Origin of the sequence: Sphingomonas sp. (assembly GCF_017744835.1) — a bacterium.
Lineage (GTDB): Bacteria > Pseudomonadota > Alphaproteobacteria > Sphingomonadales > Sphingomonadaceae > Sphingomonas.
The window spans coordinates 242,301-261,257 of the sequence record NZ_JAGIAM010000003.1 but is presented as its reverse complement, the minus strand read 5'-3'; the positions used below and the strand labels follow the sequence as shown (position 1 = coordinate 261,257).

Here is an 18,957-nt window from a genome sequence, read left to right as displayed (position 1 = left end):
CAGCCTCGGCCGGGCACGGTTCCGAAATGAACAAAATTTCATTGAGGCCAAAGGGCTAGGCGCGAAGGCCTCGCGTCCCTAGATCGGTGCACCATGACCGATCTCGCCACGCTGATTCAGCCCGATCGCGGCCAGGCCGCGCGCACCATCCACCTGATCGACGCCAAGGGTTTCGACGCCTGGCTTTCGGCGCAGCCACCGCGCCACCGCGCCGCCGCCACCGCCCAGAAGCTCGCGCCCACCGGCTATTCGAGCGCCATCCTGCCCGGCGACAATCCCGACGACTGGTCGGTGGTGACCGTGGTCGCCAATGTCGAGAAGCTCTCGCCCTGGTGCCTCGCCAAGCTCGCCGAGACGCTGCCCGAAGGCACTTACCGCGTCGAGGGCCGCGAGCCCGGCAAGGCGCTCTACGGCTGGCTCGCCGCGCAGTACAAGTTCGACCGCTATCGCAAGAAGGACGACAAGGCGCAGGGCCCACGCGTCCTGCTCACCGGCGATCCCGCCAAGATGGACGAGGCACTGCGCCTCGCCACCGTCACCTTCAAGTTGCGCGACCGAATCAACACCGGGGCCAACGACATGGGCCCCGCTGATCTCGAGGCCGCCGCCGCCGAGCTCGCCAAGGCGCATGGCGCGACGCTCTCGGTCGCCAAGGGCAGCGAGATCGCCAAGGGCTATGGCCTGATCTGGGCAGTCGGCAAGGCCGCCGGCGAAGGTCGTGAGCCGCGCTTGATCGAGCTCGAATGGGGCAATCCCGAGCATCCGCGCGTCGCGATCATCGGCAAGGGCGTGTGCTTCGACACCGGCGGGCTCGACATCAAGCCGGCTTCGGGCATGCGGCTGATGAAGAAGGACATGGGCGGCGCGGCGCACGCGCTTGCGCTCGCCGAGCTGGTGATGCTGGGGCGCCTGCCGATCCGCCTCCACATGCTCGTTCCCGCGGTCGAGAACTCGATCAACGGCGAGGCCACCCGCCCGGGCGACGTGATGATCTCACGCAAGGGGATCAGCGTCGAGAACAGCAACACCGACGCCGAGGGCCGGCTGATCCTCGCCGACGCGCTCACCAAGGCCGCCGAAGCGGAGCCCGAGCTGGTGTTCGACTTCGCCACGCTCACCGGCGCCGCGCGCGTCGCGCTGGGGGCGGACCTGCAGGCGCTGTTCGCCAACGACGACACGCTCGCCGCCGAGCTGCTCGCCGCCGCCGAGGCGGAGGCCGATCCCATGTGGCGCCTGCCGCTCTACGATCCGTACAAGGATATGCTGAAGTCCGACGTGGCGGACATGGTCAACGCGGCCGAGGGTCCGTACGGCGGCGCGCTCACCGCGGCGCTGTTCCTCAAGGAATTCGTGCCCGAGAAGGCGCAGTGGGCGCACTTCGACATCTTCTGCTGGAACGGCGCGAGCAAGCCGGGCCGCCCCAAGGGAGCCGAGGCCGTGAGCCTGCGCGCCACCTGGAAGCTGCTCAAGGATCGCTACGGCGGCTGACCCCGGGGGGGCCGGCGGCCGCCGGCCCCTCAGCCTATCTGCCGCGCACCATGCCCAATATGTCGTCGAGCGGATTGCCGTCGTGATCGGCGTCGAGCATCGACGCGAGCCCGCCCAGCCCGCCGAGCGGGCCTGCCGTCTGCGGCATGGGCGCCGCGCTTGCCGCGCTGCCGCCCATCACCGATGCAAGCACGCTGCCGGCGAGCCCGCCCAGGATGCCGCCACCCATTTTCTTCGTGACCATCTGCGCGGCGAGCCCCGCAACCATCGGCAGCATCGCCTTCAGGATCGTGTCGCTGATCCCGGTCTGCTGCGAGGCGTGCGCGGCGACCGACCGGCTCACATCCTTAGAACCGAAGATCTGGCCGAGGATCGCATTGCCGGCGTCGACGTCGGCCGCGGGCGCCGTTGTGTTGCCCGCGATCTCGGCGACCTGGCCCAGCGCGCCGCCCTGCTCCGCCTTCTTGAAGCCGCCGAGCACCGCCGGAAGCAGCGCGCCGACCGCGGCATTGGCCTGTTCGGGGCTCAGCCCGAACTGCGAGGCGATTGCGCCGATGTCCGCCTGACCGGCGGGTGCACTCGGCTCGGCGGACTCCCCCTGGAGCGCGCCCCGCAGCAACTGACCCAGAATATCCATGACCCCATCTCCTCGGATGCGCGGCCGGACGGGCCGCTGCGACGCCGCACTGCCTGCGCCAGTCGAGGATAGCGCCGGGTTGCTGCGCGCGGTCGTTAAATAGCATCAAATCGCGGCCGGCGCCCGGCCGATCGAACCGAATCCTGGCGGATCGGACGCGCGACTAGGCCGGCTGAGCGAGGCCACCCGCCAATCGCGCCTCCACTTCGTCGCGCGACATCGGCTGGCCAAAGTGGAAGCCCTGGCCGAGCGCGCAGCCCAGCGCGAGCAGCGCCTTCGCGGTCGAGGCGGATTCGATCCCCTCGGCCACCACAGGCAGGCCCAGCGTCGATGCGAGGCTGACGATCGCATGGACCATCCGCTCCGCCTCCGGGTCGCACTCCATCGCGGTCACGAACGAGCGATCGATCTTGAGCTTGTCGAACGGCAGCATCCGCAGGTGCTGGAGCGACGAATAGCCGGTGCCGAAATCGTCGAGCGCCAGCCGGATGCCCTGGTTCTTGAGCGAATCGATCGCGAGCTTGGCGCTGTCGGCATCGACGATCAGCGCATTCTCGGTGATCTCGATCGACAGGCGCTGCGGCGGGAAACCCTCGGCAGTCAGCACGCCGAGCAGCTTCTGGCTGAACCATGGGTCGCGAAGCTGGAGCGGCGAGACGTTGATCGCGATCGCGGCGCCCCAGCCGCGCGTCTCGATGCAGGCGCGGCGCAGCAGGCGCAGCGTCAGTTCGTTGATCAGCCCGCATTCCTCGGCGATCGGAATGAACTGGTCGGGGCCGATCTCGTCGCCCGCGGCGCGCCGCCAGCGCGCGAGCAGCTCGAAGCCATAGGTCGCGCCCGTCTTCAGGTCGACGATCGGCTGGTAATAGGGAACGAAGGCGTCGCGCTCCATTGCCTCGCGCATCTCGGCTTCGATCGCGGCGCGGCGGCGGATCTCGGCGTCGAGCATCGGCTCGAACGCGCAATGCCGGTTCCGCCCCTCCTGCTTGGCCTTGTAGAGCGCGATGTCGGCGCGGCGCATCAGCGCCTCCCGATCGGCGGCGTCCTGCGGATATAGCGAGATGCCCACGCTGGCGCCGATGTGGTGGACGCGGCCATCGTGTGCGAAGGGGCGGCTCATCGCCTCCACGATCGCGCGCGCCAGCCTACGCGCGCTGCCTGCTCCGGCATCGACCACGACGGCGAATTCGTCGCCGCCCAGCCTGTAGCTCTGGCCTGCGCCTTCGACGATTCCCGAGAGCCGCACCGCCACGGTCCGCAACAGCTGGTCGCCCGCGGGATGGCCGTGGACGTCGTTGATGAGCTTGAAGCGATCGAGATCGACGATCAGCAGCCCGAAGGGCGCCTCGCCGCCCCGGGCTTTCGCCTCCAGCGCTTCGGCAAGCGCGCGGCGGTTCGGCAGTCCGGTCAGCGGATCGTGATAGGCAAGCTGGTGCGCGCGCTGCTCGGCGCCCTGCGCGCGGCGCTGCTCGGCCGCCATTTCGGATCGCGAGGTGATGACCTCGACGAACCCGGCATAGCTCGTCCGCAGCATCCGCATGATCACGATCGCGACCACGATGATGTTGAAGCCAACTCCGCGCAGCAGCCAGTCGTCCGATACGATCAGGCAGGCGGTGACCGGCATCGCGCCGCAGAGCAGCACCAGATAGCCGGCGCGCGGCAACGCCTGCAGGCAGTAACAGCAGCTGATCGCCCCCACCGAAATGTAGAGCGCGATGCAGGCGCGGCGAATCAGATCGGCCTGTGCGTAAAGCGACAGGCCCCAGCCGCCGAAGCCGAGCCCCAGCACCGCTGCGACGACGGTCGTTCCGAGCAGGTAGCGGGAGATAGCCTCGGGGGTGACGGTGTTCGATTTGCGCCGCAGCCAGAGCAGGGCGCGCGTCCCACCGGCGATGCACAGCGCGGCCGGCACCATCAGGCTCCAGCCGACGCCGACCGTACCGAAGGAGACGACTGCGAGGAATGCGGCGTCGACCAGCATCAGCGCGTACATCAGCGGCACTTGCTGGCGGAGCGTGCGATATTGCTCGAACAGGATGGCGCGGCCCTGCTCGGTCCGAACGGAAGCAGCAGGGAGGGACGCGGCGAACATCCTTCCTTTATAGGAGATTCGCGCGCGTCAGCGGTGCAATCGAGTCGGCCGTTGCCGTGATTTCAGAAGCTTGCGGGTTCGCTCAGCGTGAGGCGCGCGCCGCTGCCTCGATGATCGGCACGAACTTCTCGGCCGTCAGGCTCGCGCCGCCGACGAGCGCGCCGTCGACATTCTCGACGCTGAGGATCGCCTCGGCATTCGCGCCGGTCACCGAGCCACCGTAGAGAATCCGGATACCCTCGGCGGCGCCGTTGCCCGCCATCATCTTCAGCTTGGCGCGCGCGATCGCATGGATCGCAGCGATGTCCTCCAGTGTCGGCGTGCGGCCGGTGCCGATCGCCCAGCGCGGTTCATAGGCGATCGTCAGCCAGTCGGGCGCGGCGCCGTCGGGCAGCGACTTCTCGATCTGCGACTGGACGATCCGCTCGGCGCGGCCGGCGTCACGCTCGGCCTCGGTCTCACCGCAGCACAGGATCACCTCCAGCCCGTGGCGATGCGCCGCCGCCGCCTTGGCCCAGGCGTCGTGGCTCGTCTCGTGCTGGTCAGCGCGTCGCTCCGAATGGCCGACGATGGTGAGCGTGGCGCCTACATCGCGCAGCATCTCGGCCGAGATGCAGCCGGTGTGCGGGCCCTTCTCTGCCTCGTGCACGTCCTGCGCGCCGATCGGCAGCCCGGCAGCGACCGCAACCGCCGGCTCGATCAGCGTGAAGGGCACGCACAGCGCCACATCGACTTCAGGGTTGGCGCGCGCGGCGGCGGCGATCGCCTCGATCTCGCCGAGTTGCGCCTTGACCCCGTGCATCTTCCAGTTTCCGGCGACCAGCTTGCGGCGCATCTTCGTCTCTCCCTCTTCGCCGGACCGCGATAGCAATCCGACCGCGCGGCACAAGCTTGATGGCGGCGAGATGCGGCCCTAAAGACCCCGAACTTCCTCTTGCGAACGGGCCTTCATGCTCAATTTCTTCCGGAACCTGACCAAGTCCCGCTACGGCGTGATCGCGGTGTTCATCTTCCTCGCGATCATCGCGATCGCCTTTGCCGCCGGCGACATCACCGGCGTGCGCAACATGGGCGGCGGTGCCAAGGGCAACGTCCTGGTCCGGGTAGGAAATTCGCAAGTCACCGATGCCCAGCTGCGCGACCGGATCGACCGGTTCCTGCGCAACGCCCAGCGTGACGGCCAGAACATCACGATGGAGCAATTCCTGGCGCAGGGCGGGCTCGACCTCGCGCTCGACGAGATGGTCAACGCCACCGCGCTGGCCGAGTTCGCGCAGGATTCGGGGATGAAGGTCAGCAAGCGGCTGATCGACGGCGAGATCGCCAGCACCCCGGCCTTCTTCGGCCTCGACGGCAAGTTCAGCCAGAAGGCGTTCGAGGATCTGCTCGCACAGAACCGCATTTCGCCCGCGATGCTGCGCGAGGGCATGACGCAGGACCGCTACGGCAACTGGCTGGTCAATCGCGTGACCATCGGCACGCAGGTGCCCGAAGGCGTCGCGCTTCCCTATGCCTCGCTCATGCTCGAGCGTCGCACCGGCACCGTCGGCCTGATCCAGTCGGTCGCGATGGACCCCGGCCCCGATCCCAACGACAAGACGCTCGCCGCCTTCTTCACTGCCAACCAGGCGCGCTACATGGTGCCGCAGCGCCGCGTCGTCCGCTATGCGCTGGTCAAGCCGGATGCGCTCCGCGCCGGCGCGGCCGCGACCGAGGCCGAGATCGCCGACGCTTTCCGCAAGCAGCAGGCCACCCGCTTCGCCGCCACGCAGAAGCGCAGCGTCGAGCTCGTGACCACGCTCGACCAGGCGACCGCCGCCCAGGTCGCCGCCAAGGCCAAGGGTGGCTCGCTCGCCGCCGCTGCGACCAGCTCGGGGCTCGAGGCGCGGACCTTCACCGCGCTCGAAAAGTCCGCGCTCGCGCAGCAGGTTTCGGATGCCTTCGCCAATGCGGCCTTCGCCGCGCAGCCCAACGCCGTGGTCGGCCCCACCCGCGTCGGCGGCAACTGGCTCGTCTTCCGCGTGACCGGCGTCGAGCAGGTTGCGGCCAAGACGCTCGACCAGGTCCGCGGCGACCTCGCCACCGAGATCACCACGCGCAAGACCACCGAGGCGCTGGCCGCCAAGCGCCAGGCGCTCGACGACGGCCTGGGCGACGGCAAGACCTTCGACGAGGCCGTGCGCGACGCCGGCCTGGCCGCGGTCCGCACGCCCGCGCTCACGGCGCAGGGCACCAACCCCGACGATCCCAACTTCAAGCCCGATCCGCTTCTCGGCCCGGTGCTCCAGAGCGCCTTCGCCGCCGAGGAAGCCGGTGGCGATCCCGAGATCGTCCAGGTCGCACCCGACGGCAGCTTCGCCGTGGTCGCGGTCGATCAGATCGTCCAGGCCGCCCCGCGCCCGCTCGCGCAGATCCGCGACAAGGTGAAGGCCGACTATCTGATGGACAAGGCGCACCAGAAGGCGCGCGCCGCCGCCGCCGCGGTGGTCGCCAAGCTCCAGAAGGGCGTGCCGATGCAGCAGGCGCTGGCCGAGGCGGGCGTCACCAAGGGCGCCCCGCCCAAGCCCTTCGACATGAAGCGCGCCGACGTGCTCGGCAAGCAGGTGCCGCCCTACGTGCAAATGGCGTTCACCATGGCGCCCAAGACCGCCAAGCTGGTCGAGGGTCCCAACCGCATGGGCTTCTACGTCGTCCAGCTCGACGCGGTGGAAGAGCACAGCGCCGCCGGCGATCGTGCCGCGATCGCCCGGGTGCAGGCCGAGATCGGCCAGCAGGCCGGTGCCGAGCAGGCCAGCCAGTTCGTCGCGTCGATCCGCAACCACCTGAAGGTGGTGCGCAACGAGGCAGCGATCGCTCGCCTGCGCGCGGATCTCACCCGCACGGGCTCGGCGCGCTGAGGTGAGCGAAGGCGCCGAAGCCGCGCGCGCGGCGCTCGCCGCGGGGCGGCCGGCGCTGCTCTGGCGCCGCCAGGTCGCGGACACCGAGACTCCGGTCGCCGCCGCGCTCAAGCTGATCGAGCCGGGGCGCGGAGACTTCCTGCTCGAATCGGTCGAGGGCGGATCGGTGCGCGGGCGCCACAGCCTGATCGGCCTGGCTCCCGACCTGGTCTTCCGCGCGACTGCCGGCGCTGCCGAGATCAACCCGCACTGGCTCACCGATCGCGAGGCCTTCGCGCCTTGCACGGAGCCCGCTCTCGAGGCGCTGCGCAATCTGGTGGCACGCTGCCGGATGGACGTGCCCGCCGAACTGCCGCGCGCGCTCGCCTGCCTCGTCGGCTATTTCGGCTATGAGACCGTCGGGCTGGTCGAGAAGCTGCCGCGGCCGCCCGAGAACCCGATCGGCGTGCCCGACATGCTGTTCGTGCGCCCGACCGTGGTGCTGATCTTCGACCGGCTGGCGGATGCGCTGTTCCTCGTCGCGCCGGTCTGGCCCGATGCGGAGCGCAGCCCGGATGCGCTGATCGAGGCCGCGTCCGACCGGATCGATGCGGTTGCCGCACGGCTCGCCACTGCGGCGCTCCCGGCGCCAGTGCGCGCCGATCCGCTCGACATCGTGCCCGAGCCGGTGCTGCCCCCCGGCCGCTATGCCGAGATGGTCGCGCGCGCCAAGGAGTACATCTCGGCCGGCGACATCTTCCAGGTCGTGCTCGCCCAGCGCTTCACCGCGCCGTTCGCGCTGCCGCCCTTCGAGCTCTATCGCGCGCTGCGGCGGGTGAACCCCTCACCCTTCCTCTATCACCTCGACCTGCCCGGTTTCGCGCTCACCGGCTCGAGCCCCGAGATCCTCGTCCGTGCCCGCGACGGCGAGATCACCATCCGCCCGATCGCCGGCACGCGGCCCCGCGGCAAGACCGCCGCCGAGGACGAGGCCAACCGCGCCAGCCTGCTCGCCGATCCCAAGGAGCGCGCCGAGCATCTGATGCTGCTCGACCTCGGCCGCAACGACGTCGGCCGCGCGGCGGAAGCGGGCAGCGTGCGCGTGACCGACAGCTATACGATCGAGTTCTACAGCCACGTCATGCACATCGTCTCGAACGTGGTCGGCCGGCTGCGGCCCGGCGCCGACGCGCTCGACGCGCTGTTCGCGGGCTTCCCCGCCGGCACCGTGAGCGGCGCGCCCAAGGTGCGCGCCTGCGAGATCATCGCCGAACTCGAGGCGGAGACGCGCGGTCCCTATGCCGGCGGCGTGGGCTATTTCTCGCCCGACGGATCGATGGACAGCTGCATCGTGCTGCGCACTGCGTTGGTCAAGGACGGCGTCATGCACGTCCAGGCCGGCGCCGGCATCGTCGCCGACAGCGTGCCCGAATATGAGCAGCGCGAATGCGAGGCCAAGTCCGGCGCCCTCTTCGCCGCCGCGCGCGAGGCCGTGGCGCGGGCCAGCGAGGCCGGGTTCGGCCAGTAGAACTCTCCTTCTCCCCTTGTGGGAGAAGGAAGGGGCCCGCTCGCGTAGCGAGTGGGAAGGATGAGGGGACTGAGTCTCACTCCCCCTCACCCTTCCGCCGACTTCGTCGGCTCCCTCCCTCTCCCACAAGGGGAGAGGGAACACGCAATCACGGCACGCGCGAAGCCTTGGCCTTGGCGTCGAGGCGTTCCTGGTACCATTGGCGGATCATCGCGCGGCTGCAGCCGGTCTGGCCGCCCGTGCCGATCGGCGAGCAGCTGTTGGGCAGGCCGGCGCGGTTGACTTCCTCGACGGTCTCGACGCGGTTGGTCCAGGCCTGTGCCGCGGCGCCTTCGTCGGGCTGGTTCCGGAAGCGCTTCGGAATGCGATAGGGCGATTCGCCGGCATTGGCGCACACGACGATCTCGTCCGGGCTCTCGGCCTTGGGGCATTCCTCGTTGCCGTAGAGCAGGATCGAGCGGACGCGCTTGGGCGCCTCCTGCGACGCTTTGCTGTCCTGCGCGGCAGCGGGCGCGGCGAGCAGCGCCGTGGCAAGGATCAATCGGGCGAGCATTCGGACTCCTCGGCTAACGTTACGCCCCTGTGGCACGCGTCTCGCCCCGGACTGTGGCCGCGCCAAGGCAATTGTGGGATTAAGAGAAACGCCCTACCTCGGCGCCATGATCCTCGTCATCGACAATTACGACAGCTTCACCTGGAACCTGGTCCATTATCTGATGGAGCTGGGCGCCGAGGTGCAGGTGGTGCGCAACGACGCGCTGAGCGCCCGCGACGCGATCGCGTCCAACGCCCAGGCCTTCCTGATCTCGCCGGGACCCTGCACCCCCAACGAAGCGGGGATCAGCCTCGACCTCGTCGCGGCCTGCGCCGAGCTCAAGAAGCCGCTGCTCGGCGTGTGCCTCGGCCACCAGTCGATCGGCCAGCATTTCGGCGGGCAGGTGGTGCGCGGCGGGCTGATGCACGGCAAGACCAGCCCCGTCGAGCACGACGGCACCGGGCTGTTCGAGGGCCTCCCCTCGCCCTTCACAGCGACACGCTACCACTCGCTGATCGTCAAGGACATTCCGGACGAGCTGGTGGTCAACGCCACCGCATCGGACGCCTCGGTAATGGGCGTCCGCCACCGCGAGCTGCCGATCCACGGCGTCCAGTTCCACCCGGAGAGCATCGCCACCGAGCATGGCCATGCGATGCTGGCGAATTTCCTGAAGCTGGCGGGGATCGAGGCCAAGGCGCTGGCGTGAAGGCCCGCTGTTCGTACCTCCGGCCACACACACCGTCCTGCTGAACTTGTCTCGGCATCCTTCGCACCACGAGCGGCGTCGCTCGAGAAACGTTGGGGCGGAAAGCAAGCCGAAGTAGGTTTGCGCCGGTAATTACGGACTCAAATCGAACGGCTGCTACCGGGTGGATAGCGGAACGGCGGCCTTTTGCGCCCAAGGTCCGATATCCGCCGTTTGCGTCGCAAATAGTTAAGGAGTCAGCCGACCCTATCGCTGCCGAGACCTGGAGGTACGCACAACGGAATCCCGCGATGGTTGCAGGCCTCCAGTTGAGCGCTGGCGGATGTCCCTGCCAGCTGTATGATGACGCGATTAATGGGGGATTCAATGAAGCGTTCGCGTTGGTGTAGTGCCGTCGTTTCACTCGGCCTGCTCACGGGCTGTGGCGGCGGAAGCAGTGGCGGCGGATCGGTGATTGCACCAACGCCATCTACTACGCCGACGCCGAGCCCGACGCCTAGCCCAACTCCAACGGCGAGCATCTCTTTCCTCCACATTTTTGGGGTTGGCGAAACCGACGGCTTCCAGCCCAACGGCCCGCCGCTTCAAGCGAGTGACGGTAATTTCTATGGAACAACCCGAAATGGCGGCGCCAACACCTGTCGGCCGGTTTCCCCCGTACCGTGCGGGGTCATTTTTCGCATAACCCCGACGGGCGAGGAATCGGTTCTGCATACATTTGGCGCAGGAGCCACCGACGGCTACTCGTCGCTAAGTGCGTTAATCCAAGGAGGCGACGGCGCCCTGTATGGCACGACCTCGAATGGCGGAGCATATGGAGGCGGGGGAACCGTATTCCGTATTTCCCTCGACGGTTCGTCGTACCGCACAATCTATTCGTTTAGCGGCGCTAACGGCGAAGGGGACACGCTGCCTGGTTCGCTCGTCTTTGGCAAAGACGGCAACTTATACGGTGTGACGTCTTCGGGCGGCGCAAATCACTGCGCGCAGATTCCGCGTTCGGGGCCAAATTGCGGTACTGTTTTCAAGCTGACGCCGTCGGGGACGCTGACAACCCTGCAGTCCTTTGGCCGAACCGCGACCGATGGAGTTCAACCCAATGGTCCGCTGGTTCAAACTTCGGATGGTTCGCTTTACGGTACGACCGGTCTGGGAGGAGCCAATGATCGGGGAACCATCTTCCGGATCTCCCCGGATGGTAACATGAGCATCATCTATTCTTTTGGTGCGACTACGGGCGATCCCTCAAGCCCTCAGGGATCATTGCTCGTGGGAGCGGACGGCGCGCTCTATGGCACGACGCCGTCTGGCGGGGCGGGCGCCTGTCAGTACGGATGTGGAGTTGTCTATCGGCTTGACCCAGCCACCGCCAAGCTCACGATCGTGTATGCATTCGGAAGGGATGGAATCAATGACGGGCAGGGCCCCTCCCCATTCCTTGCAATGGGCCGCGACGGCAATCTCTATGGCACGACGCGGAGCGGCGGTGCCAACGGCGGTGGCACGGCGTTTCGCCTGACCCTTGAAGGCGCGATAGGCACCTTGTTTGCCTTCGGGCCCATACAGAAGCAACCGTATGACCCCGAAATGGGTCTTATCGAAGGTCAAGACGGAGCGTTGTACGGCATGACCTTCTACAATGAAGGCTTGGGCGGCGTGGGGAATCGTCCCGGATTCGGTGCGATGTACAAACTCACTATCCGCTGAGTAGCTCCGCGACGACCGTTGCCTCCGTCGATGGACGGGCGTCCGCTTCCGGGCACCACGGTAAGCAACTCGAACGGCCGACTTCGGGTAGCTGCGGTTACAAATCCGCTGGTAAAATAGGATTTGTTCTGCTTTCGTTCGAACATGCCCGAGCTGCAATCCCTCTGCCTGACCGCCGCGTCACCGCCACATGCGGCCCGGGCAGGTGCCGCTTGGGCGCCGCTTCACCGGAGCGTCGCTGCCGCTTCGTTGCCGCCTCGCTGTAGCATCCCCGTCGCTTCCGGCGAAAATCACGCTATCGAGTCAACCGGAGTCAACCGCGCGCGCCGCAGCCCAGCTTGCCCGCGCGCCAGCAGGATTTGCTCGACTCGGCCGCGCCCCGCCGGGATAGAGGCAGCGTGACCACCTATACCGCCCTTCCCGATCCCGCATCGCCGCTCAGCCGCGAGAACGCCGCGCAGGCCTTTGCCGACATCCTCGACGGCAGCGTCGCCGAGGAGGCGATCGAGCGGTTCCTGATCGACCTGTCGATCCGCGGCGAGACCAGCATCGAGATCGCCGAGGCCGCGCGGGCGATGCGCGAGCGGCTGATCCCGATCACCGCACCGCCGGGAGCCATCGACGTCTGTGGCACCGGCGGCGACGGGCATCACACGCTCAACGTCTCGACCGCAGTCAGCCTGGTCGTCGCCGCGGCGGGGGTTCCGGTCGCCAAGCACGGCAATCGCGCCGCCTCGTCCAAGGCCGGCGCCGCCGACACGCTCGAGGCATTGGGGCTCAACCTCGATCGCGCCGCCGCGCGCGCCGAGGAGAGCCTGCACGAGCTGGGCATCGCCTTCCTCTTCGCGCAGCATCACCATCCGGCGATGGCGCGGATCGGCCCGCTGCGCCGCCGCATCGGCCGCCGCACGATCTTCAACCTGATGGGGCCGCTCGCCAACCCGGCGCATGTCACGCGCCAGCTCATCGGCATCGCTCGGCCGGACTATGCGCCCATCTATGCCGAGGCGCTCGCGCAATTGGGCGCCGAGGCGGCCGCGGTCGTCTCGGGCGAGGAAGGGCTCGACGAGCTTTCGACCGAGGGGACGAGCGTGATCGTCAACATCGGCAGCGCACGCCTGCCCGAGCGGATCTCGCCCGACGACGCCGGCCTTCCCCGCCACCCTCTCGTCGCGATCCGCGGCGGCGACCCCGAGTATAATGCGCTGGCGCTGCGCCGGCTGCTGCAGGGCGAGACGGGCCCCTATCGCGACGCGGTGCTGCTCAACGCCGCCGCCGCGCTGATGGTCGCCGGCCGCGTCGACAATCTCGCCGACGGTGTCGAGGAAGCCGCCGAAGTGCTCGACAACGGGCTTGCCAACGCGCTGCTCGACTGCTGGATCGCGTTCGCATGAGTATTGGCGCATGAGCAACGTGCTGGACCTTATCCTCGCCACCAAGCGCGCCGAAGTCGCCGAGCGCCGCGCGGCCCCGCGCGCCTGGCCCGCGCCGACGCCTCCCCGCGGCTTCAAGGCAGCGCTCGACGCGAAGGCGGCCGCGGGCGGCTATGGCCTGATCGCCGAGATCAAGAAAGCGAGCCCTTCCAAGGGGCTGATCCGCCCGGACTTCGACCCCCCGGCGCACGCCCGCGCCTATGCCGCCGGCGGCGCGGCCTGCCTGTCGGTGCTCACCGACCGCGACTATTTCCAGGGCGACGAGGCGTTTCTGATCGCCGCCCGCGCCGCCTGCGACCTGCCGGTGCTGCGCAAGGACTTCATGGTCGATCCCTGGCAAGTCGAGGAGGCGCGCGCGATCGGCGCCGATGCGATCCTGATCATCGTCGCCGCGCTCGAGGATGGCGCTATGGCGGAGATCGAGGCGGCTGCGATCGAACGCGACATGGACGTGCTGGTCGAGGTGCACGACGCCGAGGAGCTCGAGCGCGCGCTCCGGCTCAAGTCGCGGCTGATTGGGGTGAACAACCGCAACCTCAAGGACTTCACGGTCGATCTCAACAACACCTATGAGCTGGTTCGGCTCGCGCCCGAAGGCTGTACCTTCGTCGCCGAGAGCGGCCTCACGACGCGCGGCGACCTGGACGCGATGGCCGAACATGGCGTGCGCTGCTTCCTGATCGGCGAGGCGCTGATGCGCCAGGACGACGTCGAGGCGGCGACGCGGGCGTTGGTGGGGTGACGATGGGGGGCGCCATTTCCCTGTCCCCTCTGGGGAGAGGGAGGGAGCCGACGAAGTCGGCGGAAGGGAGAGGGGCAGTATTGCGCGCTCTCCACCTGCCCCTCTCCCTTCCCACCGCTTCGCGGCGGGCCCCTTCCCTCTCCCCGAAGGGGAGAGGGAGCAAATGAGTCTCACTCACCTCGACGAAGCCGGCGCGGCGCGCATGGTTGATGTCGCGGGCAAGGCCGTCACGCGGCGCGAAGCCGTCGCCGCCGGTCGTATCGCGATGTCGGCGGAGGCCGCCGCCGCCATTCGCGACGGCAGCGTCAAGAAGGGCGACGTCCTCGCCACTGCGCGCATCGCCGGGATCATGGCGGCCAAGAAGACCGCCGAGCTGATCCCGCTCTGCCACCCGTTGCCGCTCGCCAGCGTCGTGGTCGATCTCGCAGTCGACGAGACCGGAGTTACCGTCACCGCGACCGCCGCCACCGAGGCGCAGACCGGCGTGGAGATGGAGGCGCTCACCGCGGCCAGCGTCGCGCTGCTCACGCTCTACGACATGGCCAAGGCGCTCGACAAAGCCATGCTGATCTCGGACGTCCGTCTGCTCTCCAAGACGGGCGGCAAATCGGGCGACTGGCACCGCGACGGAGACTGACGATGAAGCCGATCCTCTACGCACACCCCTTCTCCTCCTATTGCCAGAAGGTGCTGGTGGCGCTGTACGAGAACGGCGTCGATTTCGACTATCGCATGGTCTCGCCGGACAATCCCTCCGCCGGCGAAGAGCTTTATGCCCATTGGCCGATCGGCAAGTTCCCGCTGCTGGTCGACGACGGGCGCGCGGTGCTCGAATCGAGCACGATCATCGAATATCTCCAGAACCGTCATGCCGGGCCGGTGCGGCTGATCCCCGACGAGCCGGATGCGGCCGTGAAGGTGCGGATGATGGATCGCGTCTTCGACAATTATGTGATGACGCCGATGCAGAAGCTGGTCGGCGACGCGCTGCGGCCCGAAGAGTCGCGCGATCCCTATGGCTGCGAACAGGCACGCGCGACGCTCGACACCATCTATGCCTGGCTCGACCAGCGGCTGGCGCCCGACGGCTGGGCGACGGGCGTGGACTTCACGCTCGCCGACTGCGCGGCCGCGCCGTCGCTCTTCTATGCCGATTGGGCACATCCGATCGCGGAGCAGCACGCCAGGCTGCGCGGCTATCGCGCCCGGCTGCTCGCGCGTCCCTCCTTCGCGCGCGCCGTTAACGAGGCGCGGCCCTATCGCCCCTTCTTCCCCTTGGGCGCGCCCGATCGCGATTAGGGAATCCACAACCTTCCCTGTTAACCGGGTCTTCAATCGCTGCGCCCAAGGTTCCCGGACGATCGGGGCCGGAAATGGAAATGACACAGGCAGCAGCGTCCGCAACCATCTTCAGCCTTGCGGGCGATCCGCCTCGCGCGCTCGTGCATGACGGTGACGGGCATGCCGAGTTCGATTCCGCGCACCTCCACGACGGCGGCGACCGCCACGCCTGCGCGCTCCACAAGCTGAGCGCGGTCGGCGCGACGCTGCGCGTGGCCGAGGCGCTGCGCGAGGATTCGCCGATGCGGCTCGAACTCGCCAACGGCCAGAGCATGGACGGGCGGCTCGCCTGGCATAGCGCCGGCGAGGCAGGCTTCGTGTTCGACCAGCCGATCGACGTGGTCGGCGCGCTGGCGCGAAACCTCGCCAACCTTCCCGCCGAACGCCGCCGCGTACCTCGCGTCGAGACCCAGCAGGCGGTCTCGCTGCGCCACAAGGGCAATGTCGAGCTGGCGCGCAGCCGCAACATCTCGCAAGGCGGCGCGGGGATCGAAACCCGGCTGGAGCTGGCGATCGGCGATCCGGTGCAGCTTGTCTTCGACGGGCTTCGTCCGCTCGATGGCACCGTGCGCTGGACCGGACCGCGCCTCGCCGGCGTCGCCTTCCACGAGGAGCTCGGCTGGCAAGTGCTGATGCCCTGGCTGCGCCAGATGCAGCAGAACGGCAGCGCGGGCACCCACGCTGACGCGCCGCACGGCGAGGGGCTGATGCCCGACAAGCACGCGATCCGCATCGACGCACCCGCACGCGTTCGTGAAGGCGTGCGGTGGTGGAACGCGCGGATCCGCGCGCTCACCGCGCATCTGGTCGAGCTGGAGACGCGCGCGCCGGTGGCCGCCAAGAGCCAGCTCTGGGTATCGCTGCCGCACGTCGGCGGCGGCCCGGCCAGCGTGCTCGAGGTACGCGGCGGCCGCATCCTGTGCGAGTTCCGCCTGCCGCTGCGCCCCACCGACCTGGGCATCATCACGAGCCAGCGCCGCCCGAACTAACCTTCGCGCGACCAGTTGTGCGGCGGATCGTAATCTATTTTCCCAACACTGGAGGCATTCGCCAGCAGCGTATCAAAATGATCATCCCGCGATGAATTCTGCGGACTTTTCTCAAATCCAATGCATGTTATCATGCAGCATGACTACGACGCAGATCGACGATCTTCATAATACTTACGCGAATTCTGCCCCATTTCCGCACATCGTCATAGACGACCATTTTGACCGGTCTCGCGTCATTCGCATTGCCGAGGAAATTCAAGGTACAGTCGCGGATGCGAGTGCGGAGTTCTACGGCCAGCACCGCAAGGGCGGCACGCAGGACCGCAGCCGCATGGGCTCGGACACGGTCGCGCTGCTGGAGGAACTGAACGGTCCCGCGTTCGTCGCCTGGCTTGAATGGGTCACCGGGATTCACGGGCTGATTGCCGATCACTCCATGTTCGGCGGCGGAGTCCACCAGGTTGGTCGCGGCGGCTTTCTCAAGATCCACACCGACTTCAGCTGGCACGAAGGTTTGCGGCTCCATCGTCGAGTGAACGTCCTGCTCTACCTCAATCCGGACTGGCGCGAGGAATGGGGCGGCCATCTTGAATTATGGCCTGCTAGTATGGAGGGCTGCGCCGTCAGGATCGCGCCCCTGCTCGGTCGCATGGTGGTGTTCAGTACCACCGACGAGAGCTTCCACGGCCATCCCGAGCCACTGGCTTGCCCCGCGGACGTCACGCGCAATTCGATCGCGCTCTATTATTACACGCAATGCCAGGGACGCAGCCGGTCTACGCTGACCAATTACCGCCCCCGTCCAGGGGAGCGATTTAGTGGAGCTCGGCGGTTATTGCACAAGGCAAAGCGCGTCCTGCACGGTTAACTGACGCCTCTTGCTTTCGGCCCGCCCGTCGCGCCAAGACCCGGGCATGAGCCCGTTGCTGCCCGTCGCCGAAGCCCAGTCGCACCTGCTTGCGCTGGCGGGCCGTGTCGGCGTCGAAACCGTGCCGCTCGCCGACGCCGCCGGGCGCTGGACGGCCGAGCCGGTCGTCGCGCGCCGCACCCAGCCCTCGGCGGACCTTTCGGCGATGGACGGCTATGCGATCCGCTTCGCCGACATGCCGGGGCCGTGGACGGTGATCGGCGAGAGCGCCGCGGGCCGCGCCTTCGCCGGGAGCGTCGTCGCGGGACAGGCAGTCCGCATCTTCACCGGCGCGCCGCTGCCCGCGGGCGCCGACACGGTGATGGTGCAGGAAGAGGCCGGGCGCGAGGGCGCGCGGCTCACCCTGGAGGGCGAAGGCCCGCCCTTCGCCGGCCGCAACGTCCGCCGCCGCGGGCTAGACTTCGGCGAAGGCGATCCCCTGATCGCCGCGGGCGAGCGGCTCACCCCCGCCCGGCTCGCGCTCGCGGGTGCCGCGGGGCATGGCGCGTTGACGGTGCATCGGAAGGTTCGCGTGGCCATCGCCGCCACGGGCGACGAGCTGGTGCCGCCGGGCGCCGCGGTCGGCGAGGCGCAGCTTCCCGAGACCAACCGGCTGATGCTCGCCGCCCAGCTCGCCGACCTGCCGGTCGACATCCTCGACCTCGGCATCCTGCCCGACAGCGCCGCGGCGCTCGAATCCGCCTTCCGCAGCGTCGATGCCGACCTTCTCGTCACCACCGGCGGTGCATCGGTGGGCGACCATGACCTTGTGCGTCCGGCGCTCGAGGCGGCGGGCGCGTCGATCGATTTCTGGCGGATCGCGCTGCGCCCGGGAAAGCCGATGATGGCCGGCCGGCTCGGCGGTGCGGTCGTGCTCGGGCTTCCGGGCAATCCGGTCTCGGCGTTCGTCACCACATTGCTCTTCGTCCGGCCCCTGGTGGCGCGCCTGGCAGGCGCCACCGATCCATTGCCGCGCACGCGCTCGGCCGTCCTCGGCGAACCGCTGCCGGGCAACGGACCGCGCACCGATTACATGCGTGCCGAGCTGCGCGATGGACAGGTGTTTGCCGCCGCGCTGCAGGACAGCGCAATGCTCGCCACACTCGCCCGCGCGACCTGTCTGGTGGTGCGTACGCCCGGTGCTCCGGCGGCCCGAACGGGCGACTCGGTGGAAATCCTCGACATCGCTTGACAAGCCCCAAGAACATTGCGTAAACGTTCCCAGTCTGTTCTAGACAGGAGGACCCGGATGCTCACGCGCAAGCAGCACGAGCTCATCTGCTTCATTGCCGATCGCCTTGGCGAGACCGGCGTATCGCCTTCGTTCGAGGAAATGAAGGAGGCGCTCGATCTCAAGTCCAAGTCCGGCGTCCACCGGCTGATCAGCGCGCTCGAGGAGCGCGGCTTCATCCGGCGCCTGCCCAACCGGGCGCGCGCGCTGGAAGTGCTCAAGCTTCCCGAGCGCGGCGATACCAAGCCGGTCAAGGCGAGCGCGCCCAAGGCTGCGCCCGCCGCGCCGCCCCCGCCCGCCAACGACGTGGTAGAGATCCCGCTCCACGGCCGCATCGCCGCGGGTACGCCGATCGAGGCGCTCGAAGGCTCGACGATGCTCCCCGTCCCTGCCGCGCTGCTCGGCGCCGGCGAGCATTATGCGCTCGAGGTGGCGGGCGACTCCATGGTCGAGGCGGGCATCCTCGACGGCGATTATGCGCTGATCCGCCGCACCGAAGTGGCGCGCGACGGCGAGATCGTCGTGGCGCTGGTCGACGACGCCGAGGCGACGCTCAAATATTTCCGCAAGGAAGGCGCGATGGTCCGCCTGGATCCCGCCAACCGCGCCTATGATCCCCAGCGCTACCGCCCGGACCAGATCCGCGTCCAGGGCCGGCTCGCGGGGCTGCTGCGACGCTACTGAGCGACTATGGGCCGGATGAGCGGTAAGCCCATCCGGCCCATAGCCTTGGTGG

Annotated in this window: 17 protein-coding genes; 13 read left to right on the top strand and 4 right to left on the bottom strand. The window is 68.4% G+C overall.

Annotated features, from left to right (window positions below; all coding sequences use genetic code 11):
• The first annotated feature begins 93 nt into the window (after positions 1-93).
• Positions 94-1,488, top strand: coding sequence for a M17 family metallopeptidase (locus J7500_RS09130; RefSeq protein WP_294061397.1), 1,395 nt, complete (start codon positions 94-96; stop codon positions 1,486-1,488).
• A 34-nt stretch (positions 1,489-1,522) separates the two neighbouring features.
• Here J7500_RS09130 and J7500_RS09125 read toward each other — a convergent pair whose 3' ends face one another.
• From J7500_RS09125 to tpiA, 3 genes are all read right to left on the bottom strand, one after another.
• The gene (locus tag J7500_RS09125; RefSeq protein WP_294061396.1) at positions 1,523-2,125 is read right to left on the bottom strand and encodes a DUF937 domain-containing protein; all 603 of its coding nucleotides are present in this window, start codon (positions 2,123-2,125) and stop codon (positions 1,523-1,525) included.
• A 163-nt stretch (positions 2,126-2,288) separates the two neighbouring features.
• Entirely contained in the window at positions 2,289-4,220 is a 1,932-nt protein-coding gene (locus J7500_RS09120) for an EAL domain-containing protein (RefSeq protein ID WP_294061395.1), read from the bottom strand.
• Positions 4,221-4,302: 82 nt separating this feature from the next.
• Complete coding sequence (gene tpiA / locus J7500_RS09115; RefSeq protein ID WP_294061394.1) at positions 4,303-5,055, bottom strand: triose-phosphate isomerase; 753 nt, start codon at positions 5,053-5,055, stop codon at positions 4,303-4,305.
• A gap of 115 nt (positions 5,056-5,170) precedes the next feature.
• Between tpiA and J7500_RS09110 the strand changes: the two genes are divergently transcribed.
• Entirely contained in the window at positions 5,171-7,117 is a 1,947-nt protein-coding gene (locus tag J7500_RS09110; RefSeq protein WP_294061393.1) for a peptidylprolyl isomerase, read from the top strand.
• 1 nt (position 7,118) lies between these two features.
• Entirely contained in the window at positions 7,119-8,624 is a 1,506-nt protein-coding gene (gene trpE, locus J7500_RS09105; protein WP_294061392.1) for an anthranilate synthase component I, read from the top strand.
• A gap of 148 nt (positions 8,625-8,772) precedes the next feature.
• On the opposite strand, the gene J7500_RS09100 is transcribed toward trpE, so the two are convergent.
• Entirely contained in the window at positions 8,773-9,177 is a 405-nt protein-coding gene (locus J7500_RS09100) for a hypothetical protein (RefSeq protein ID WP_294061391.1), read from the bottom strand.
• Between the two features lie 106 nt (positions 9,178-9,283).
• Between J7500_RS09100 and J7500_RS09095 the strand changes: the two genes are divergently transcribed.
• The 10 genes from J7500_RS09095 to lexA all read left to right on the top strand — a co-directional run bounded on the left by J7500_RS09095 (position 9,284) and on the right by lexA (position 18,905).
• Positions 9,284-9,868 carry an aminodeoxychorismate/anthranilate synthase component II gene (locus J7500_RS09095; RefSeq protein ID WP_294061390.1) on the top strand — a complete coding sequence of 195 codons (585 nt, stop codon included), beginning with the start codon at positions 9,284-9,286 and terminating at the stop codon, positions 9,866-9,868.
• 366 nt (positions 9,869-10,234) lie between these two features.
• The gene (locus J7500_RS09090; RefSeq protein ID WP_294061389.1) at positions 10,235-11,575 is read left to right on the top strand and encodes a choice-of-anchor tandem repeat GloVer-containing protein; all 1,341 of its coding nucleotides are present in this window, start codon (positions 10,235-10,237) and stop codon (positions 11,573-11,575) included.
• Between the two features lie 398 nt (positions 11,576-11,973).
• A complete protein-coding gene (gene trpD / locus J7500_RS09085; RefSeq protein WP_294061388.1) occupies positions 11,974-12,969 on the top strand; it encodes an anthranilate phosphoribosyltransferase in 996 nt (331 codons plus the stop codon).
• A gap of 10 nt (positions 12,970-12,979) precedes the next feature.
• Complete coding sequence (gene trpC, locus J7500_RS09080; RefSeq protein ID WP_294061387.1) at positions 12,980-13,750, top strand: indole-3-glycerol phosphate synthase TrpC; 771 nt, start codon at positions 12,980-12,982, stop codon at positions 13,748-13,750.
• Between the two features lie 163 nt (positions 13,751-13,913).
• Complete coding sequence (gene moaC / locus J7500_RS09075; RefSeq protein WP_294061386.1) at positions 13,914-14,387, top strand: cyclic pyranopterin monophosphate synthase MoaC; 474 nt, start codon at positions 13,914-13,916, stop codon at positions 14,385-14,387.
• 2 nt (positions 14,388-14,389) lie between these two features.
• Positions 14,390-15,049, top strand: a complete 660-nt coding sequence (locus J7500_RS09070; protein ID WP_294061385.1) for a glutathione S-transferase family protein — start codon at positions 14,390-14,392, stop codon at positions 15,047-15,049.
• A gap of 80 nt (positions 15,050-15,129) precedes the next feature.
• Positions 15,130-16,080, top strand: coding sequence for a PilZ domain-containing protein (locus J7500_RS09065; RefSeq protein ID WP_294061384.1), 951 nt, complete (start codon positions 15,130-15,132; stop codon positions 16,078-16,080).
• A 139-nt stretch (positions 16,081-16,219) separates the two neighbouring features.
• A complete protein-coding gene (locus J7500_RS09060) occupies positions 16,220-16,951 on the top strand; it encodes a 2OG-Fe(II) oxygenase (RefSeq protein WP_294061383.1) in 732 nt (243 codons plus the stop codon).
• A 46-nt stretch (positions 16,952-16,997) separates the two neighbouring features.
• Positions 16,998-18,182 carry a gephyrin-like molybdotransferase Glp gene (glp, locus tag J7500_RS09055; protein WP_294061382.1) on the top strand — a complete coding sequence of 395 codons (1,185 nt, stop codon included), beginning with the start codon at positions 16,998-17,000 and terminating at the stop codon, positions 18,180-18,182.
• Between the two features lie 57 nt (positions 18,183-18,239).
• Positions 18,240-18,905 (top strand): transcriptional repressor LexA, encoded by a 666-nt coding sequence (gene lexA, locus J7500_RS09050; protein ID WP_294061381.1) that lies wholly within the window; start codon positions 18,240-18,242, stop codon positions 18,903-18,905.
• Positions 18,906-18,957 lie beyond the last annotated feature (52 nt).

Excerpts from the sequence above, each read along its gene's own strand:
- J7500_RS09130 (WP_294061397.1), top strand. The coding sequence starts at position 94 with ATGACCGATCTCGCCACGCTGATTCAGCCCGATCGCGGCCAGGCCGCG.
- J7500_RS09125 (WP_294061396.1), bottom strand. The coding sequence starts at position 2,125 with ATGGATATTCTGGGTCAGTTGCTGCGGGGCGCGCTCCAGGGGGAGTCC.
- J7500_RS09120 (WP_294061395.1), bottom strand. The coding sequence starts at position 4,220 with ATGTTCGCCGCGTCCCTCCCTGCTGCTTCCGTTCGGACCGAGCAGGGC.
- tpiA (WP_294061394.1), bottom strand. The coding sequence starts at position 5,055 with ATGCGCCGCAAGCTGGTCGCCGGAAACTGGAAGATGCACGGGGTCAAG.
- J7500_RS09110 (WP_294061393.1), top strand. The coding sequence starts at position 5,171 with ATGCTCAATTTCTTCCGGAACCTGACCAAGTCCCGCTACGGCGTGATC.
- J7500_RS09100 (WP_294061391.1), bottom strand. The coding sequence starts at position 9,177 with ATGCTCGCCCGATTGATCCTTGCCACGGCGCTGCTCGCCGCGCCCGCT.
- J7500_RS09095 (WP_294061390.1), top strand. The coding sequence starts at position 9,284 with ATGATCCTCGTCATCGACAATTACGACAGCTTCACCTGGAACCTGGTC.
- J7500_RS09090 (WP_294061389.1), top strand. The coding sequence starts at position 10,235 with ATGAAGCGTTCGCGTTGGTGTAGTGCCGTCGTTTCACTCGGCCTGCTC.
- trpC (WP_294061387.1), top strand. The coding sequence starts at position 12,980 with ATGAGCAACGTGCTGGACCTTATCCTCGCCACCAAGCGCGCCGAAGTC.
- moaC (WP_294061386.1), top strand. The coding sequence starts at position 13,914 with ATGAGTCTCACTCACCTCGACGAAGCCGGCGCGGCGCGCATGGTTGAT.
- J7500_RS09070 (WP_294061385.1), top strand. The coding sequence starts at position 14,390 with ATGAAGCCGATCCTCTACGCACACCCCTTCTCCTCCTATTGCCAGAAG.
- J7500_RS09065 (WP_294061384.1), top strand. The coding sequence starts at position 15,130 with ATGACACAGGCAGCAGCGTCCGCAACCATCTTCAGCCTTGCGGGCGAT.
- J7500_RS09060 (WP_294061383.1), top strand. The coding sequence starts at position 16,220 with ATGACTACGACGCAGATCGACGATCTTCATAATACTTACGCGAATTCT.
- glp (WP_294061382.1), top strand. The coding sequence starts at position 16,998 with ATGAGCCCGTTGCTGCCCGTCGCCGAAGCCCAGTCGCACCTGCTTGCG.
- lexA (WP_294061381.1), top strand. The coding sequence starts at position 18,240 with ATGCTCACGCGCAAGCAGCACGAGCTCATCTGCTTCATTGCCGATCGC.